The sequence below is a fragment of the Legionella sp. genome, from assembly GCF_049790535.1.
In the GTDB taxonomy this organism is placed as follows: Bacteria; Pseudomonadota; Gammaproteobacteria; order Legionellales; family Legionellaceae; genus Legionella.
The window spans coordinates 1-17235 of the sequence record NZ_JBAQZB010000001.1 but is presented as its reverse complement, the minus strand read 5'-3'; the positions used below and the strand labels follow the sequence as shown (position 1 = coordinate 17235).

Genomic DNA, 17235 nt, shown 5'->3' with positions numbered 1-17235 from the left:
ACCCACTACTGTGCAGTAGATGTCCTCACCGATAACCACAGACTCACCAACTTTTCTTGTTAAAACCAACATGGTGCCTCTCCTTCTCTTATTTAAATAAATAGGCTTTACACTGCTTAATGTTCTCTTCAATTACTTCTCTACTGGCTGGTTGGTAGTTTTCAGATACGCTATAAAAAGAAGTTCGCTTTTTGATGTCACGACAAAAACCGATTACTTGCGGCAGGCTAGGCGGCATTTCGCAATGATCGCGACAATTAATGACGACTTGATTCAAAACTTCATCACTGAATTGGCTTAAACCTTCCAACCACTCTTTCTTGGCAAACTCTAAAAATCCATCACTCTTAAATTGACTGCGCCACATGTGTCCATAGAAAACTGCAAAGCGAGTAAACAGGTTCTCAATGCGCTTTTTAGAACTGTCTGTAACCTTGCAGGTTGATGACGTTTGATTGTTGGTATTCGTCTTCACCGATGCTTGCTGTGTCTCCTGTTTCTGGGTTCCAGAATGGATCATGGATTCTGCTCTGAGTATTTGGGCCGCACTTTTCATTCCTCTTCTCCTGCGTTAATTCAACTTTGACTTCATCTTCCCAGCATTTTTGCGACAACCAGTTCGCTGGAAATTTCCATGCTGGAACCCATTCACCATTGGCTGCTTTTTCTGTATGAGCTTTGATTTGTTGAGCAAGGGCTTGCAACATGGTTTGCAGCAGATGCTCATCAGGATTTATTTGTTTGAAAATGTCAAAGGCACGATCACGTGATTTTTTCTCGGGATACATTTGCCAGAAATGATCGAATTGGCGTAATAAATAAATATAATTATTTTCTTTTATTAGAGGTGTGTCGGCTTTTGCTATTTCACATGTGTTGGCTTTTACATCCATATTCTCAAAGAACTCTGTATTTACAAGGCTTATCTCGTGTGGCTTTGTGGCGGCTTTCTGTGGCGGGTTTATGGCGGCTTTATTTTGAACAGAAAAATTCCTTGAAGCTAATAGGCATTTTAAAATGAGATGTCTGTCTTCTGACTGTACCTCAATAATGCCTGCACGTACTAACCCTGAGACAACGCGTCGCACTTGGTCACGCGAAAAACTTTGACTTTTTATGCCTTGATGTGGCTCGGTATACAGATGCTCAGCGAGTGACTGATAACTGATGCGTCTTTTGATTCCTACTAATCCGGTTTTAACATCCATATACGGTCGTATTCCCCTTAAGTAAGCAAGTTGTTGTGTATGAGGCAAGCCATACAGAGCCTCAAGTTCTTCTCTGTTCACCATAAAATTCATCATTGATGCAATCATTCCTTGTTGTACATCTCGTTATTGTTCTTATTCTTTAATCAAAAGAAAGTAATCATGAAATTCTATACAGACTATATTGCAAAAAAAGAAGTATTTCAATAAATTTATTCTCAATTATTGTATAATATAAATATTTTTATTCATTACAATTTAAGTTACTGATATACTAACAAGTTGGGCCAATATTCGTGTCCAACAAGCAAATTGTTGTAATTAATTAGAAATAAACTAGAAGCATTTTCAGAATGTTGGAGGTGAAGTATCATTTTATTCGAATAAAGCTATTGAAATTAATCTGACCTCATTGTAGAGTGCTTAAAAAATTAAGATCTAGGAATGATTCAAATGGAATTTTTGGTTTTTTGTAAAGCGATTCAAGAAGTAGTTGACAAGTACCATAAGAGTAATGGTAGCTCAGAAAAAAGTCTTATTTTTTTGGCTGAATTGGATAAGATAGTCAAGAGTGATGAAACACATAGGTCACTTTGTATGACCCAGGCTACTATTTTATTTGAGGGCTTTTATCGCAATCTCAGTACGGAATCATTAAAAAAAGACTTTCAGGTCATCAGAGCTAAGCGATGGGAACATCATTTTGGCACACCTACAATTACATTTCTCCTATCGTTTAAAACACAGATTGATCAGACGACAAAATTGTTTGATGAAGCTAAGTTCCCCATTGATCTTCCTTGGCTTATCTTAAGCGCTAAAAATTTTAGTCTTGATCATGATAATAATGTGGTTACTGATCCAAAAAGTGTTTCGCTCATAGAGGCGCCACCTGTTAGAGAAACTACAGGTATTTTTACAAAAACGCATAATCCATTTGGGGGATTTACAACAGCACCTTGTGATCCAGTTTCTCAGCGCTTTCTTGCTCATGCTGCGCTATCAGCGCAGCATGGTGGCAAGGTACTAGAGATAGGTGCCGCTTTTGGCGCAGCAACATTGGAAGCGATTGCAAAAGGTGCAACGGTTTTTTGCAATGACATTGATCCGGAAAATTTGGCTGTAGTTCGTCAACGCTTCATGGAAACAACAGATGACTTCAAGGAATCACTCACTGGAGATAGCAGTAGGCTAATTCTTGTACCTGGTGAGTTGCCAAATGAGTTAATGGGTCTTCCCGAGAAACAGTTCGATGCAATTTTGATTTGCCGTGTATTACATTTTTTCTCTGGCGCCAAAATCGAAGAGTCATTAGCTTTGTTATCAAAACTGTTAGTGCCAAATGGTAAAATCTACATTGTTTGTGAAACGCCTTTTTTGAAAAATTGGCAGCGTTTTATTCCTGAATTCAATAGGCGAGTAGAAAATAAGGAAGAATGGCCTGGCGAAATTACTGAACCAGCGAAATTTGAAAGTAGTGGACGAGCCAGCTCATTGCCTAAATTTGTACATTGGATTACAAAGGAAATATTAGATCGAAGTTTGCTAAAGACTGGTTTTTCAATCGAGTATTCAGAGTACATCAACAGAAGCGGTCAATTTCCAGAGGATTTGTTATTGCCAGAATATGGTAAAGAAAGTATAGGTGCAATCGGGATAATTTGAGGAGTAAAGGATGATAAAACAAAAGATAGGTTGGTATGAGTGGCTCACTATCATGTTAAAGGAATTTACAGCGGAAACAGCAAAGAAGTCTAAATATGAAATTGTAGATATTGTTGCATGTGCAAAAACTGGTTTTACAAAAGCGGTGATTAAGTTGTCTGAAAGACATACAAAAGAACAAAATATCAGTGATATCATTATGGATGATGAACTCATTGAAAATCTGGACTCTAGAACAATTCGAACATTGACTTATATGGCCACGGTGGAGCGTTTGAAACCGGACTACTCTATTGTGGTTCAGCATATGACCTCTGAAATAGATGAGTATTTGCTTGAAATAAAATCACGTTCTAAAGTAGCCACTATAAAAAAGTCTCCTTCTGAACTCTCAAAAGATAAAAATTTAATTGCTAAGTTTAAACCCGAAGATGCGAATAGAATTGGGTATATGGCGGGTGTTAGAGAAACCGTTAAAGAATTCGCATTGCTCAGTAAAATAGGTAGTTGATCGAAGGAGAGACTTGTGAGGAAGGAAGTTTTTGATGCTTTAGCTCGCAAAAGACAATATAAATATCCGTACTTATTTCTGGGGCTTTATGTAACTTTTTTGTTATCAACTGTGTGCCTGGCTAGCAGAATCACTCAGATAGGGACCATGCTTGAACCAGGGGGTATTTTTGTATTTCCTTTTACCTTTAGTATTTGTGATATTGTTGGTGAGGTATATGGATATGCTTACCCAAGATTGTTTATTTGGATTGGTGTTTTAGTAGAATGTGTTTTTTCTTTAGTGCTCATTACGGTATCTCACCTTCCTGCTCCTGAATTTTTCACACAGGCTACAGCATATGAAATTGTGTTTGACCCCACACTTAGGTACGTGATATCAGGTTTGATTGGTTTGCTTATAGGGGAGCTGACTAATGTGTACCTGCTTTCAAAGTGGAAGATTTTTCTAAAAGGAAAATTTTTTATATTGAGAAGTATCCTATCAACTGCTTTAGGACAAGCCTTGCTTACAGTAGTTGTTGATTTTTTAAATTATTTCGGGAAGCTAACAGACCATCATCTTGGATGGATGATGGTCTGTGGTTATTTGTGGAAGATGGGTTTCGCGGTAATTATGATTTTTCCTGCTTGGTTGGTTGTGAAGTATTTGAAAAAAGTGGAGCAGGTTGATCATTACGATATTCATACAAACTTTAGTCCGTTTGTTTTCGGATTGAATGAGGATCACCCTAAAGATTATAAAATCAGCAGTACTGAGCCCGTGCTTCAATAAGTATTCCTAGAATATGATCATGAACTTTATCTAACTTGGTTAGTTTAAGGCTTCCATCTTCTAACTCCTGTCGCAGGTATAATGTATTATTCTCGATAAATAGTCGATTAAATGCGATAACCTCTTCATTTGCTAAGTACACGATGGCGAAATCCCTATCTTTAGGGGTTTTTCCAGAGTCAAAGATTAAGAGGGTATTTTGTTGGAAAGGGGGATCCATTGATGCATCAGGCATAATTAACACAAATGAATTTTTATCAATTTTTTTATCAACTAATAATTCGCTCATCTTTTGTGTTTTGGCCCATTCTGAGGGCCATTGTTTTAATGACTCCCATTCTATAATCGGTACTGTGCTAAGTTGCAACGTTTCCTTAATTGCATCAGGAATCACTGCAGGAAGAGCCTCCAAGCCTGTGAGCTCATTGATGGAAACACAAAAATAGCGAGATAGCTCTTCCAATGCCTTTTTTCGTGGATTTCTTGTTGAACCTGTTAAAATATGATGAATAGTCGGCTGAGGTATCCCAGTCAATCGAGCTAACTCACTTACAGAAATATTGCCATGTATTTTCATGAGTTGTTGCAAGTTCTTGCTTAACGTCATTTTAGTCATTAATAACTCAATAAATTGAATAATATTATTTAATAAGAGATTGACAAAAACATTGTCCCGTAGGTATATTACCCTTAATTGAATAAATATATTCAATTAATATATTTAAGTAGTATTAAATAGAATAATTATCTCAAATATATCATATTGTTGGTTCATTCGCCAAATAGTATTGAAAGATAATTTGACTTTAAATGAACAGGTTAGCTATTGGATAAAACAGTCAAAGGAGTATTATTTATGGAGAACAATATTTATAAAGGGATTATTCAATATATTTTGGGAACATCTAATTACACGCTAAAAAATATTGCAGAGCTATGCAACTCATCGATTAATAACATTCTCACAATTTATTCAGATAATGTCATACCGCATCATTTCACCTCTGAGGTGGAATTAGTAAAATTGTACCAAATGATTCTCAAAGCTAACTCAAATAAAGACGCTTATCGTAAATACCTTCCTTTACTCAAAAACTATCGTCAAATAAGCGTTCAATGATACATAAGGATGCGATATGAAAACTTTAAATATTCTGGAGACAGCACAGTTCCTTGGGGCTCATAAAGAAACTGTTAGACGTCTTGCTTCATCTGGACAAATACCTGGTGTGAAGATTGGTAAAAAGTGGATATTTATAGAACGGGATCTTGTCGAGTACATACGATCAAAGTATTCTAGCGTTGTTACATCGCAAGGCGCTGCTGTTCAAAGGAGTAATAAATTATGGCGCTTTACAAGCGGAACTCTACTTGGTGGGTTAGCTTCACCCATCAAGGAAAAAGAATACAAAGAAGCACTGGGACTAATGACAAGATAGCCGCACAAGAGTTTCATGATAGGCTTAAGGCTGAATTATGGAGCATAACAAAACTTGAGAATAAACCAATTTATTCTTGGCGTGATGCAGTTCTTCGTTGGTTGAAGGAAAACACAACAAAACGCAGTATTGAAACTGACAAGGTGCACTTCCGGTGGTTAGATAGTCATTTGAGTCACTACCAACTGCATGAAATAAATAACGATGTGCTTGAAGGCATCGCTCTTAAAAAAGAAGCAGAAGGGGTAACTCTGACTACCGTCAATCGAGTCATGGAAATTGTCAGAGCTTTATTAACTAAGGCTCATAGAGAATGGGAATGGATCGATAAGGTACCAGTGGTCCGTATGCGTCATGTTGAAAACAATAGAATTCGCTGGCTTAGTATTGATGAGGCGCACCAGTTGCTCGATGAATTGCCACCACATTTACGTGATATGGCGGCATTTACCTTGGCAACAGGCTTAAGAGCCTCAAATGTCAGAGAATTAGAATGGCAAGATATCGATATGATCAGGCACCATGCGTGGATACACCCTGATCAAGCGAAAACAAAAAAAGCAATTCCTGTTCCTCTTAATGCTAATGCTATTGAAATTTTAAAAGCAAGGCAAGGAACGCACAAACAATTCGTGTTCACGTATCAAAACAGGCCAGTCACAAAATGTAACACACGTGCTTGGTATAATGCAGTGGAACGAGCTAGGCTTAAGGATTTTCGCTGGCATGATTTGCGACATACTTGGGCAAGTTGGCATGTGCAAAATGGAACAAGTTTGCAGGAGTTACAACAATTGGGTGGCTGGTCAAGTTTTGACATGGTATTGCGTTATGCGCACTTATCAGGTGATCTCTTGCGACATGCTGCCAACCGAATCAATGTCTTGGACGTAGTAAGACCGATTCAAAATGCTCAGAGCTTCTAAAAAAACTGTTACAAATTTGCTACAGTCATTTTTTGGAAACACTGAAAATGAACGTAAGTGCTTGATTAAATGGTGCGCTCGGAGGGACTCGAACCCCCGACACCTTGGTTCGAAGCCAAGTACTCTATCCAGCTGAGCTACGAGCGCAATAAGCAATGATTGAATCTACTATCTTATGTCAGTCTGGTCTTAGAAGTTAGGACCAAAATGGTGGGCCGTATAGGATTCGAACCTATGACACAGAGGTTAAAAGCCTCCTGCTCTACCACCTGAGCTAACGGCCCTAAAGAGGCTGAAATCATACCCGATTAGTATAGAATTTCAAGTGTTTTTATTAATCTTTGTTATTTTTTTTTGTGATTGTATAACACAAAGACTCATTTATTTGGACATTTAAAATAATAGATTTAAAAAGATGGTACTTAATTGTAGATTGGGATTTTAAGATACTTACTACCACTCTATATCAAAAGAAGAGGTTTTAGCAAAATTTAAGGAATTTTCCGTAGCTAATATTTGATTTTCTGCTTTAAGTTTATTACTTAGGGAGGGTGCATTTGTTCGAGAAGTCATGAGGAGTAAAACATCAGCTCCTAAAGCGCCGCAGCCTTTGATGGCTAATACTTCAGGATATTCTTTAAATTGCTTAATCAGCATAAGACTGTGATGCGCAACCAGATTTAATTCGACCAGTTGTTTATGGTAACGATTAATACTGGAAATTAATTGCTGGGAGTTACTCTGTTCGAAAGCCTGTTTTGCTTCATCCACTAGCTTTGATAAATACTCGATTGGTTGAGGAAGGGTGCTTTCTTGCAAATGATGATGAGTTGTAAGTTTTATACCAGTATGGAGCAGAAAAAAAGATAAATCATGGAAAGGCCAGGCGTAAGATTGCGTGATCTTGTTTTTTTTATTAATGTAGACGCAGCCTTGTTGTGATTGGGCTATTACATCATATCCACTAGGTCTTAAGCCTTTTCCAGTCCAAGATGATTGATAATAAGCGCTCAGCATGTCATCTAGGATAGGGTGCTTGTGCTGAACAAAGCAACTTGCCAAATAACTTGCTAGGAATTGAGCGCTTGAGGCGCCTAAGCCACCACGACCTGCGTAAGGATCTTCCCAGACAAGACCTTTATCTAAGCCTTGTTGTTGCCACCAAAGACCAGCGGGAGAGTCAGGATGAATGCCAAATAAATCTTTTTCTAGTGTGAGTGACAGCTTAAAACAGGGGGTGGTGGTTAAGATAAGGGCAGAAGCTTCAGCTAGTGCCGCATATTCACCTAATAAAAAAGTTTTGGCAGGGATTAACCAGTTCATACAGCAATTGGTGTTTGTCTGATTTCAGCTAGTAAATCATGGGCATTATTCAGGCTGATTCGTTTATGCATATCAAGCCAATGTTGCAAACGCTCTTTCAGTTCGGGCATTTCGTTTTCATCCGCTCCTGCTGCTAAGAGCAAATTATCAATATGTAATTTCATATGACCTTGAATGATTCCTTCAGTACATAAAGCTTTAATTGCTCCTAAGTTTTGTACCAATCCTACAGCGGCAATCACTTGAGAAAGTTCATTGGCTGAAGATATGTTCATCATGCGCAAACACATTTTTGCAGTAGGATGAAGGGAGGTCACACCGCCAATAGTACCTACAATAATAGGGGCAGTGAGTTGTCCGATAAGCGCATTATTCTGATAGCGCCAACGTGTAATTGCCTGGTAGCGACCATCTCGAGCAGCATAAGCGTGTACTCCTGCTTCGACAGCACGCCAATCATTTCCAGTAGCTATGAGTACGGGATCAATTCCGTTCATCACTCCTTTGTTATGAGTGGCTGCTCGGTATGCGTCCATTTCGGCAAAAATGGAGGCTTCTTGTAATTTTTTGCCCAGAATTGGATCAATCGTATTAATAGTCACTTGAGCTGTTGTTAACTTTTGATCATTCAAATTGGATAATATGCACATGGTTACTTCCTCACCTGTTAATTCTTCAATAGGTGATTTTAAGTATTCTAGAACTTGGTTGATTATATTAGCTCCCATGGCATCACAGCTATTCATAGTTAGATGAATAACTGCCATGTCTTTGCCATCTTCTCTGCTAAGTTGGCGTAATTGTAAATCAATAACTCCCCCACCACGTTTTACCATATTTGCAGCCACATTCTGGTTGGCTTTTTCAATAAGATAGAACCGGTTTTCTATAAAAACTTGAGCAAACTTTTGAAAATCATTTACCTTAGCTAATTGGATTTGACCCAAAATGCAATCACCCTCCACCCAGGTTTTGATTTCGCCATATTGTCTAATCCATTTTGCTGATTTGGATAAAGCAGCAATAATAGAGGTTTCTTCAACAGCCATTGGGATAACATAGTCTTGGCCATTAATGTTAAAATTGGTTGCAACACCCAAAGGAAGTTGGAAATAACCGATAACGTTTTCAATCAATTTATCAGCTAAGTTTAAATCTTTGACACCGCCGTTTTTCAGAAAAGCAATGTCTTCTGGGGTGATGGCTCCTAAGGCAAGCAATCTTTTAAAGCGCTCTTCACGTGAGAGTTTTGAGAATCCACGGAATAATTCATCAGTATTCAGGGCTAGCGGCATGCTTTCTCCTTTATCTACGGCATTACGCAAGTTTAATGAGGCAGCATGTGCGTTGTTCAAATTGGCTGTAGTTGTCTTGCATACCTAGTTTAGTTATTTGAGAAAAATGAAGACAATTTTATCATAGAATAGTGGTGCAAACTACCTGAAAATAGATGCTTGTCTAATGATTTATTTCAATACTTAGATAAAATGTGCGATAAAAATAAACTAATAGTTTATTATTTATTTTTCGTTTTAAAGTTTTTATGTATTTTGGAGCATTTCTTTAGACAATGATGGAAATTTGGCTCATCATAAACAACATAGCAAATTTTAATAAAAAGTACTGATTAATGTCGCATTGTGTATTACTGGTTTAGGATTATTCCACGCTCTTGCTTGAGCACATAAAAGGACTTTTTTAGGTTGATAATTTTTTGCCACTTTTTAAAGTGCTATTTCCCCCCTGCAATTTAATTTTAAATTAGCTAGGAATGTTTATAAGTTTTGAGTAATTTCGTCATTGGGAAAGAGTGTTTTTTCTTGTTAAAAAACAATGTTATTAGTAGTAGTAATTGATTAACTTTGCGCTTCACAAATATTCGTATTATTCTTGAAGTAATTTTTTAAAGACATAAGACCATGGCACGAAATAGCCCCCAAATAATTTTTGATGAAAAACTGGCTCAATTTAACTGTACAGGCGCTTGGTCTGTTATAACTATTGGCGACTTATTACAAAAATTTAATGAAAAAGCCTTACCGCAAACACAAAAAATCAAGATAAGTGGTGAAAAGATAAGCCATCTTGATAGTGCAGGTGCATTAACTTTAATTAAATGTGTCAATGAGCTAAAACAAAGAAACAATCAAGTAGAGTTGACAGATTTTACTGAACGACAACGACAACTTTTAGATTTAATTAAAGACAAGCAAGAGGTTCTAGATTATCAAATTCATTCATTACCACAACAAAATATACTGTATCAAATAGGTAAAGAGGCCGAGATTAAATTACTACAAGTCAATGGTCTGGTTATTTTAATTGGGGATTTAGCAACTAAAATTTTTAATGCTTTTGGTAATTGGCGTCGATTTCAGTGGCCAAGTATTGTGGCAAATATTGACTCTACGGGAATTCAAGCGTTACCTATTTTGGCTTTATTGTCATTTTTAATTGGGGTCGTTTTAGCCTATCAAATGGGACTGCAATTAACGACTTACGGTGCTAATAGTTTTATTGCATATTTATCGGGCATGGCTATTTTTAGAGAATTTGCTCCATTAATTACTGCGATTATTGTAGCCGGACGAACGAGCTCTGCATTCACCGCGCAGCTTGGAAGTATGAAAATTAACGAAGAAATTGATGCACTCTTAACCATGGGTTTATCTCCTACTGAATTGTTAATTTTACCTAAAGTCATAGGTTTACTCCTTGTTTTTCCTTTATTGATTTTTTGGGCTGATATTTTTGGTATTTTAGGTGCAATGATTATGTCCAATAATCTGTTAGAAATTGGGTTCCTTGATTTTTTGCAGCGATTAAGAGATTCTGTAGGAGTCTCCCAATTTAGATTGGGGCTTTATAAGGCACCAGCATTTGCCTTATTGATTGCTTTAGTTGGTTGTTTTCAGGGATTGAGGGTGGAGCCAGGCACTGAGAATAATATTGGCAGTCAAACTACTCGAAGTGTGGTGCAATCACTGTTTCTGATTATTATTGCTGATGCAATCTACTCAGTTATTTATAGCTGGATGAAGTTATAGATGAGCGAACCGGTTATCGAAATTAAAGGGATGAAGAATTACCTTGGCGGTCAATGGGTTCATTCAGACATTAATTTGACTGTAGAAAAAGGTGAAATCTTAGCGATTATCGGTGCTTCAGGTAGTGGTAAAACCACAATATTACGCAGTTTGTTAATGCTGTTGAAACCTAGTGCAGGCAACATTAAAATATTTGGTGAGGATATTGGCAATCTTGATGCTCAGCAATCTTTTATGTTGCGTCGTCGTTGGGGAATGCTTTTTCAACACAATGCTTTATTTGCATCAATGAATGTTTTGGAAAATGTGATGTTTCCTATGAAAGAATTTACTAATCTAGAACTCACAATGATGCAAGAATTAGCTTTATTAAAAATAGTACTGGTAGGATTGTCCAAAGAAACAGCAGCTAAATTGCCTTCCGAATTGAGTGGTGGAATGCAACGAAGAGCCGCGGCAGCTCGCGCCATTGCTATGGATCCTGAACTATTATTTCTTGATGAACCAACTACGGGTTTGGACCCACGTAGTGCACGACTTTTTGACGATTTAGTCGTTTTTTTAAGGGATTCATTAAATCTCACTATTGTCATGATAAGTCATGATATTGAATCATTAAAGCGCACCACTGATCGCGTCGCCTTTGTTGGTAATGGTAAAATTTTAAGTGTTGAACCAATTAATGACTTGATGAAAAATAAAAATGAACTGATCGCGGATTATTTTAAAGGTTGTTGATGTCAACAGACTTGGATAATAGAAATTTAATGCTTGGGAGATAAGTTATTTGGAAGCAAAAACCAATTACACCTTTATTGGTGTAGTCGTACTTATGTTGCTAGTAGGGATTGTGTTTGCCATGGTATGGTTATCAATTGGTTTTAACCAAAAATCATATCATTTATACACGGTTTACCTGCATGAACCAGCCTCTGGATTGAGTAAAGATGCTCCAGTAAAATTTAATGGAGTACTGGTTGGGTATGTTTATGAAATTAAATTGAACGATAATGACCCAAGACAGGTAGAAATCTTATTAAATATTGAATCGGGCACTCCAAGTACTACCAGTACTTCTGCAACTTTAATTTCTCAAGGAATTACGGGAGTTACCTATATTGGTTTAACTGCAGGATCTTCTGATCTTACTCCCATACCAAAAATGCCAGGGGAGCCATATCCTGTGATTCCTGCAAAACCTTCTTTATTCAACCAACTGGATAGTCTTTTAAAAGAAGTTTCAGAAAGTATTGGTAAAGTAAGTGTCCAAGCTCAACATATCTTTAATGAAGAAAATGCGCTTCATTTAAGACATATATTAGCCAATATTGAACAGGTTACAAAGGTGGTTGCCAATAACAGTAAGAATATTGGTGCCACTATTAAAAATGCAGATGTATTTTTAATTAATCTTGCTAAAATCAGTCATGATTTTCCACAAATGAGTAAAGAATTGAAAATAGGGATATCTAAATTTAAAACAATGGCTGAGAGTTTAAGTAAAGCGGGAAACAGTGTTTCCAGTACTATGGGTTCTGGAAGAAATACATTGGATAAGTTCTCGCAGGAAACCCTTGCTCCAGCATCGATTTTATTACGTCGTTTAAATGCTATTTCGGCAAACCTTGAAAAGGTCAGTAGTGAAATTCGCCAAAATCCTTCTGTAGTTATCCGTGGGGCTGCAGCGCCAAAACCTGGGCCGGGGGAATAAGAGATGAAAACACAAATGATTTTTGGAGTCGGTATCAGTGCTCTGGTGCTTGTTGCCTGTTCGCCCATTAAAATTCCAGTGACTAATCAATATCAATTGATCGAGTACAGTAGCAAAACACTGGCTAAAAATCCCAGACACTTTGCTTTATGGGTTACTCCGCCTGAAGCGGTTGCAGGTTATCAAACCGAACAAATGCTTTATGTAACTAAGCCTTTTCAACAAGAGTATTTTGTAAAAAATTCTTGGACGAATCCTCCTGGGGAAATGCTCTATCCTTTAATGGTGCAAAGTTTACAAAAAACTGGCTTCTTTTATGCAGTGATGTCCAGTGTTTATAGTCAAGGGGCGGACTACCGATTGGACACACAATTGCTCTCTTTAGAGCAAAATTTTCTAAAAAAACCAAGTGTTATGGATTTCTCTGCTAAAGTTGTATTGACTCGAGTTACGGATAACAAAGTGCTTGCATCCAAGATTATTAGCCAACATATTCCCTGTCCCACTGATACGCCTTATGGAGGAGTTGTTGCGGCAAATAAAGCGACTCTTCAGTTTACAGCGATTATGTCTGATTTTGTGGTCTCGCACATTAGAGATTAAAGTGCGGGTCAATGAATCAAAATGGATCTGAACTGCAAAAAATGTGAATCCCTGTAGCCAAAAAATAAAAAGAATTGTACAATGTCACGTCAAGAATCCTGCACTGGGATTGTGTAAATTTTAATAATAACTAGAGAATAAAGGAGATTGAGGATGAAAGCTGGATCATTTTGTAAATTAGGCCTACTTGCTGCAAGTGTTTTAGTTGTAGCTGCTTGTTCTAAAGCGCCAGGTAGTGCTGACGTGAGTGAAGCAGGTCTTTCTGCTCAAGGTTTAGGGCGGTTTACTCATTTTGCTGGCCAACAGCCAGGAGAGTCCTACACAACTAAGGCACCTCATAATCAATTATATTTATTTTCTTATGATGACAGTAGTTTAAATCCTAAATATCTGCCATCTGTAAATTCACAGGCTGAATACCTGAAGTCACATGTTGGCGCACGTGTTTTGGTTGCTGGACATACTGATGAACGGGGTAGTCGTGAATATAACGTAGCGCTTGGTGAGCGCCGTGCACACACAGTCGCTGATATTTTGCGTATGGCCGGTGTAAATCGACAACAAATACGTGTTGTGAGCTATGGTAAAGAGCGTCCAATTAACCTAGGACATGATGAAGCGTCGCATGCGCAAAACCGACGTGTAGAATTTATTTATGAGGCAACAAGATGATTAATTGCAAAAAACACTTTATTGCTGCTGGTTTTATGTTAATGCTTCCTTTGGTCTGTTGGTCAGAGGCACCGGTAGTTGATGAGAGTGATAATTTTGCAAGTATTGATCGGCAACAGGCGTATGAAGAAGCGCCTGTTGCTGGTTCCAAGTATAATGAGTCTCAATTTGAAAGTGCGCAAAATGATGGTTATTCTATGGATAGTTATCAAGGGGATGATGGTTCGCCGCTTGCTAAAGACGATCAGGTAAGTAATTCCGGTAATAATGTAACACTGGTTAATAAAATTCAAAGTTTACAACAAGAACTACAAGAACTTCGAGGTCAATTAGAGGTTCAAGCGCACGATTTAAAATTATTGCAGCAACAGCAAGTTGCTTTTTATAAAGACTTAGATATGCGTTTAAATGGAAATGCTTCCACTTCAACAAAAATATCTGCACCAACTAAATCACTTGCACAACGCTTGGATAACTCCAAAGAATCAGCATTTCAAACTAGTGCAGCTGCAGGTCAATCAAGGGCAACCGGATCAGTTGTATCAACTCCTGCATTAGTGGTTCCAGTTTCTAGAGAGAATCCTGCTGATGAACAAATCAGTTATTTAGCTGCTTATGAATTGGTGAAAAATAGACGCTATGATGAAGCAATCACTTCGATGAAGCTGTTTGCACAAAAATATCCAAGAGGTGGTTATACGGCTAATGCACACTATTGGTTAGGTGAATTGTATTTGGTTAAGAAAAATTATGCGCAAGCAGTGGAACATTTTAATGTAGTGTTACAACAATTTGCTACCTCAAGTAAATCGGCTGCAAGCATGCTAAAAATGGGTTATGCATATGGTGCAATGGGGAATAAGTCAGAGGCAAAAAAATATCTGCAACAAGTGGTAAGGGCCTATCCTGGTACGCCAACAGCTCAATTAGCTAGTTCAAAATTAAGAGCAATATGAAGTATTTCAAATATTTATTCAGGATGAAACCAATTCTTTTTTTGTTTGGGCAACTCATGAGCAAGCACATCCATTATCTCAGTTGTCCTCTTCAATTATATAAAATTTTGTGGAATAACATACCAGGTCATTGATCCAAGGAGAACATTATGCACTGGGTCGCTCACGCTCCTGCTAATATTGCATTAATTAAATATATGGGTAAAAAGGATGAGAATTCCAATAATCCAGATAATCCTTCATTGTCTTATACCTTAAATAATCTATTAAGTACGGTGAAACTGGAGCAAATCAATCTAAAAGAGGATGTATGGAAACCGCTAAATATTTCAGGAACCCCCCCCTTTATTTTGTCTAAGACCGGACAAAAAAAGTTTCTTAATCATCTGCTGCGTATAAAAAATCATTTTGGTTATGAAGGTAGTTTTTTAGTGCAGTCATGTAATAATTTTCCCCATAGCAGTGGACTGGCCAGTTCGGCTTCCAGTTTTGCTGCGTTAACACGATGTGCCGTATTTGCGCTTTCTGAATTAACTCAAAAAGAGATACTTTCGCCTAATGAACAAGCTTGTGTAAGCCGCTTAGGCTCCGGATCTTCTTGTCGTTCTTTTTATTCTCCATGGGCTTTATGGAAAGAGGATAAAGTAACCGCAATTAATTTACCGTATCCAGAATTATTGCATCAAGTTATTGTGGTGGATGGTGAAAAAAAAGAAATTTCTTCTAGTGAAGCACACAAACGAGTTAAAAGTAGTGATTTTTATTCAACACGCAGTTTAAGGGCGGAAGAAAATTTAAGTTTGTTATTAAATGCATTAATGACTAATGATTGGAGTAGGGCTTATCAAATATGCTGGCGCGAATTTCAAGACATGCATCGATTATTTAATACGTGCAAACAACCTTTTTCTTACATAAATCAAGACAGTCTGACAGTGCTGAATGATTTAGAGCAATTTTGGGATAAAAATGGCGATGGTCCTATAGTGACAATGGATGCTGGACCTAATATTCATCTATTATATCGACCTGAACAAATAGAAATGGCACGTGAGTTTAAACGTAATTATTTAGCAGGTAATTATGAAGTTCTATGATTTTGAAACAATAACTTATGGTAAATGGATTTTAGCGGGTGAACATGCAGTGGTACGAGGGCATGCAGCCTTGGTATTTCCTATTAAAGAAAAAAAATTAATCTTAAGCTATTCTGCTGATTCGTTCGAATTAGGCGCAGATTATATGGGAAGTAGTGGTGCTGATATGCATTTATTGTTTTGGAGCGTGTTAGAGCATGGCATGCAGTTGCTGGGGCGATCTTTAAATCAATTAGGTGGTCATTTTCATTTAGACAATACCATTCCGGTAGGGGTAGGAATGGGAGCCTCTGCGGCTCTTTGTGTAGCAATGAGTCGCTGGTTTTATAAACAGCAGATGATAGAAGAGAATCGGTGCAATGCTTTTGCCAAGGAATTAGAGCATTTATTTCATGGTAAAAGTAGTGGTTTGGATATCGAAGGAGTTTCTTCCGAAGGAGGCATTTATTTTAAGGCGGGAAAAAGCGTTCCTTTACAACAAACATTTCAACCCCAATATTTTTTATCTTCGTGTAATCAGATTGGTATTACTTCTCATTGTATTCAACAAGTGCAGGATTTATGGAATAAAAATCCGCTATTAGCGAAACGACTTGATGAACAAATGGTCGAATCGGTCGAGCAAGCAAAAATGGTTTTAGAGCAAGGTGGTGATAGTGCAGTATCTTTGCTAGCTCAAGCTATTAATAAAGCAGCTGATTGTTTTGTGCAATGGAAGTTGGTCAGTGAAAGCTTACAACAACATATGAATCGGCTAATTGCTGAAGGCGCTATTGCAACTAAACCTACGGGTTCAGGAGGAGGGGGATTTGTATTAAGCCTTTGGGATAAACAACCACCAGCGGAATTAAAGTTATTAGCGGTTTAATATACAAGAGCAGGACAAACGCATCTAATAGTACAACGTAAAAACAAAATGCCTACGTTCCGTGCTTTATGCACGGAATCCAGAACCGATCTTGATGAGAAATCGTATGGATGCTGTGCATCAAGCACGACAAGTAGGCAAAAACGAGGCTTTTTATGCTCAAAAATTAGATGCGTTTGCCCTGATAACAGTTAAAATTCCCCTCTAAATGGCAGTATTTTGGGTCTCGTTTTCTTCTTTCTGGTGATAATTTTTTATAGTGTACAATTTAATTTTTCTTGAGAATCTTCAGATAGGTCTCTAGAATTTCTTTGAGTAGAAAAAAGAGTGATTCCTTTTGAAGAAAAAACAGTTTGTGGTTCTGGAATAGCCTCGTCATGAATTTTGATTTGCTTGAGCTCTTTTGAAATGATTTCCACTGTATCACCACATGTA

Annotated in this window: 21 protein-coding genes and 2 tRNA genes; 14 read left to right on the top strand and 9 right to left on the bottom strand. The window is 37.5% G+C overall.

The features are described 5' to 3' along the window. From WA877_RS00115 to WA877_RS00105, 3 genes are all read right to left on the bottom strand, one after another. On the bottom strand, positions 1-72 hold a 72-nt coding region (locus tag WA877_RS00115; RefSeq protein ID WP_425168920.1), incomplete at its 3' end, for a carbon storage regulator. Between the two features lie 16 nt (positions 73-88). After that, positions 89-400: a Vir protein gene (locus WA877_RS00110; protein ID WP_425168919.1), complete on the bottom strand. Its 312-nt coding sequence runs from the start codon at positions 398-400 to the stop codon at positions 89-91. Between the two features lie 16 nt (positions 401-416). After that, positions 417-1301: a hypothetical protein gene (locus WA877_RS00105; RefSeq protein ID WP_425168918.1), complete on the bottom strand. Its 885-nt coding sequence runs from the start codon at positions 1299-1301 to the stop codon at positions 417-419. A 360-nt stretch (positions 1302-1661) separates the two neighbouring features. On the opposite strand from WA877_RS00105, the gene WA877_RS00100 reads away from it, so the two are divergent. The 3 genes from WA877_RS00100 to WA877_RS00090 are packed head-to-tail and all read left to right on the top strand — an operon-like array spanning position 1662 to position 4158. Continuing rightward, a complete protein-coding gene (locus WA877_RS00100) occupies positions 1662-2873 on the top strand; it encodes a class I SAM-dependent methyltransferase (protein WP_425168917.1) in 1212 nt (403 codons plus the stop codon). A gap of 10 nt (positions 2874-2883) precedes the next feature. After that, on the top strand, positions 2884-3384 hold the full coding sequence (locus WA877_RS00095; protein ID WP_425168916.1) for a hypothetical protein: 501 nt from the start codon (positions 2884-2886) through the stop codon (positions 3382-3384). A gap of 15 nt (positions 3385-3399) precedes the next feature. Continuing rightward, a complete protein-coding gene (locus WA877_RS00090) occupies positions 3400-4158 on the top strand; it encodes a queuosine precursor transporter (protein WP_425168914.1) in 759 nt (252 codons plus the stop codon). Here WA877_RS00090 and WA877_RS00085 read toward each other — a convergent pair. After that, the gene (locus tag WA877_RS00085; protein WP_425168913.1) at positions 4130-4774 is read right to left on the bottom strand and encodes a helix-turn-helix domain-containing protein; all 645 of its coding nucleotides are present in this window, start codon (positions 4772-4774) and stop codon (positions 4130-4132) included. The two genes, WA877_RS00090 and WA877_RS00085, sit on opposite strands and share 29 nt — an antisense overlap. A 240-nt stretch (positions 4775-5014) precedes the next feature. Between WA877_RS00085 and WA877_RS00080 the strand changes: the two genes are divergently transcribed. From WA877_RS00080 to WA877_RS00070, 3 genes are read left to right on the top strand one after another with little or no spacing between them, the layout of a single operon-like run. Then, positions 5015-5278: a hypothetical protein gene (locus tag WA877_RS00080; protein ID WP_425168912.1), complete on the top strand. Its 264-nt coding sequence runs from the start codon at positions 5015-5017 to the stop codon at positions 5276-5278. Between the two features lie 16 nt (positions 5279-5294). Next, the gene (locus tag WA877_RS00075; protein WP_425168911.1) at positions 5295-5597 is read left to right on the top strand and encodes a helix-turn-helix domain-containing protein; all 303 of its coding nucleotides are present in this window, start codon (positions 5295-5297) and stop codon (positions 5595-5597) included. Continuing rightward, entirely contained in the window at positions 5504-6523 is a 1020-nt protein-coding gene (locus tag WA877_RS00070; RefSeq protein WP_425168910.1) for a tyrosine-type recombinase/integrase, read from the top strand. The genes WA877_RS00075 and WA877_RS00070 overlap by 94 nt, the downstream gene beginning before the upstream one ends. 70 nt (positions 6524-6593) lie before the next feature. On the opposite strand, the gene WA877_RS00065 is transcribed toward WA877_RS00070, so the two are convergent. From WA877_RS00065 to WA877_RS00050, 4 genes are all read right to left on the bottom strand, one after another. Then, positions 6594-6670: transfer RNA gene (locus WA877_RS00065), tRNA-Arg, on the bottom strand. A 61-nt stretch (positions 6671-6731) separates the two neighbouring features. Next, positions 6732-6807: transfer RNA gene (locus WA877_RS00060), tRNA-Lys, on the bottom strand. 169 nt (positions 6808-6976) lie between these two features. Further along, on the bottom strand, positions 6977-7846 hold the full coding sequence (locus WA877_RS00055) for a hypothetical protein (protein WP_425168909.1): 870 nt from the start codon (positions 7844-7846) through the stop codon (positions 6977-6979). After that, a complete protein-coding gene (locus tag WA877_RS00050) occupies positions 7843-9141 on the bottom strand; it encodes a hydroxymethylglutaryl-CoA reductase, degradative (protein ID WP_425168908.1) in 1299 nt (432 codons plus the stop codon). The genes WA877_RS00055 and WA877_RS00050 overlap by 4 nt, the downstream gene beginning before the upstream one ends. A gap of 624 nt (positions 9142-9765) precedes the next feature. Between WA877_RS00050 and WA877_RS00045 the strand changes: the two genes are divergently transcribed. The 8 genes from WA877_RS00045 (at position 9766) to WA877_RS00010 (ending at position 16800) form a co-directional block, all read left to right on the top strand. Beyond that, a complete protein-coding gene (locus WA877_RS00045) occupies positions 9766-10893 on the top strand; it encodes an MlaE family ABC transporter permease (protein ID WP_425168907.1) in 1128 nt (375 codons plus the stop codon). Further along, complete coding sequence (locus tag WA877_RS00040; protein ID WP_425168906.1) at positions 10894-11631, top strand: ABC transporter ATP-binding protein; 738 nt, start codon at positions 10894-10896, stop codon at positions 11629-11631. It begins immediately after the preceding gene. A gap of 49 nt (positions 11632-11680) precedes the next feature. Then, the gene (locus tag WA877_RS00035) at positions 11681-12604 is read left to right on the top strand and encodes an MlaD family protein (RefSeq protein WP_425168905.1); all 924 of its coding nucleotides are present in this window, start codon (positions 11681-11683) and stop codon (positions 12602-12604) included. 3 nt (positions 12605-12607) lie between these two features. Continuing rightward, the gene (locus tag WA877_RS00030; RefSeq protein ID WP_425168904.1) at positions 12608-13207 is read left to right on the top strand and encodes an ABC-type transport auxiliary lipoprotein family protein; all 600 of its coding nucleotides are present in this window, start codon (positions 12608-12610) and stop codon (positions 13205-13207) included. 153 nt (positions 13208-13360) lie between these two features. Continuing rightward, a complete protein-coding gene (gene pal / locus WA877_RS00025) occupies positions 13361-13879 on the top strand; it encodes a peptidoglycan-associated lipoprotein Pal (RefSeq protein ID WP_425168903.1) in 519 nt (172 codons plus the stop codon). Next, entirely contained in the window at positions 13876-14835 is a 960-nt protein-coding gene (gene ybgF / locus WA877_RS00020) for a tol-pal system protein YbgF (protein ID WP_425168902.1), read from the top strand. The genes pal and ybgF overlap by 4 nt, the downstream gene beginning before the upstream one ends. A gap of 149 nt (positions 14836-14984) precedes the next feature. Beyond that, a complete protein-coding gene (locus WA877_RS00015) occupies positions 14985-15932 on the top strand; it encodes a diphosphomevalonate/mevalonate 3,5-bisphosphate decarboxylase family protein (protein ID WP_425168901.1) in 948 nt (315 codons plus the stop codon). After that, the gene (locus WA877_RS00010) at positions 15919-16800 is read left to right on the top strand and encodes a mevalonate kinase family protein (protein ID WP_425168900.1); all 882 of its coding nucleotides are present in this window, start codon (positions 15919-15921) and stop codon (positions 16798-16800) included. The genes WA877_RS00015 and WA877_RS00010 overlap by 14 nt, the downstream gene beginning before the upstream one ends. Positions 16801-17054: 254 nt before the next feature. On the opposite strand, the gene WA877_RS00005 is transcribed toward WA877_RS00010, so the two are convergent. Then, a partial coding sequence (locus tag WA877_RS00005) for a hypothetical protein (RefSeq protein WP_425168899.1) occupies positions 17055-17235 on the bottom strand: 181 nt, incomplete at its 5' end.

Excerpts from the sequence above, each read along its gene's own strand:
- WA877_RS00050 (WP_425168908.1), bottom strand. The coding sequence starts at position 9,141 with ATGCCGCTAGCCCTGAATACTGATGAATTATTCCGTGGATTCTCAAAA.
- WA877_RS00055 (WP_425168909.1), bottom strand. The coding sequence starts at position 7,846 with ATGAACTGGTTAATCCCTGCCAAAACTTTTTTATTAGGTGAATATGCG.
- WA877_RS00040 (WP_425168906.1), top strand. The coding sequence starts at position 10,894 with ATGAGCGAACCGGTTATCGAAATTAAAGGGATGAAGAATTACCTTGGC.
- WA877_RS00100 (WP_425168917.1), top strand. The coding sequence starts at position 1,662 with ATGGAATTTTTGGTTTTTTGTAAAGCGATTCAAGAAGTAGTTGACAAG.
- WA877_RS00070 (WP_425168910.1), top strand. The coding sequence starts at position 5,504 with ATGGCGCTTTACAAGCGGAACTCTACTTGGTGGGTTAGCTTCACCCAT.
- WA877_RS00030 (WP_425168904.1), top strand. The coding sequence starts at position 12,608 with ATGAAAACACAAATGATTTTTGGAGTCGGTATCAGTGCTCTGGTGCTT.
- WA877_RS00015 (WP_425168901.1), top strand. The coding sequence starts at position 14,985 with ATGCACTGGGTCGCTCACGCTCCTGCTAATATTGCATTAATTAAATAT.
- WA877_RS00105 (WP_425168918.1), bottom strand. The coding sequence starts at position 1,301 with ATGAATTTTATGGTGAACAGAGAAGAACTTGAGGCTCTGTATGGCTTG.
- pal (WP_425168903.1), top strand. The coding sequence starts at position 13,361 with ATGAAAGCTGGATCATTTTGTAAATTAGGCCTACTTGCTGCAAGTGTT.
- WA877_RS00075 (WP_425168911.1), top strand. The coding sequence starts at position 5,295 with ATGAAAACTTTAAATATTCTGGAGACAGCACAGTTCCTTGGGGCTCAT.
- WA877_RS00085 (WP_425168913.1), bottom strand. The coding sequence starts at position 4,774 with ATGACTAAAATGACGTTAAGCAAGAACTTGCAACAACTCATGAAAATA.
- WA877_RS00045 (WP_425168907.1), top strand. The coding sequence starts at position 9,766 with ATGGCACGAAATAGCCCCCAAATAATTTTTGATGAAAAACTGGCTCAA.
- WA877_RS00010 (WP_425168900.1), top strand. The coding sequence starts at position 15,919 with ATGAAGTTCTATGATTTTGAAACAATAACTTATGGTAAATGGATTTTA.
- ybgF (WP_425168902.1), top strand. The coding sequence starts at position 13,876 with ATGATTAATTGCAAAAAACACTTTATTGCTGCTGGTTTTATGTTAATG.
- WA877_RS00095 (WP_425168916.1), top strand. The coding sequence starts at position 2,884 with ATGATAAAACAAAAGATAGGTTGGTATGAGTGGCTCACTATCATGTTA.
- WA877_RS00080 (WP_425168912.1), top strand. The coding sequence starts at position 5,015 with ATGGAGAACAATATTTATAAAGGGATTATTCAATATATTTTGGGAACA.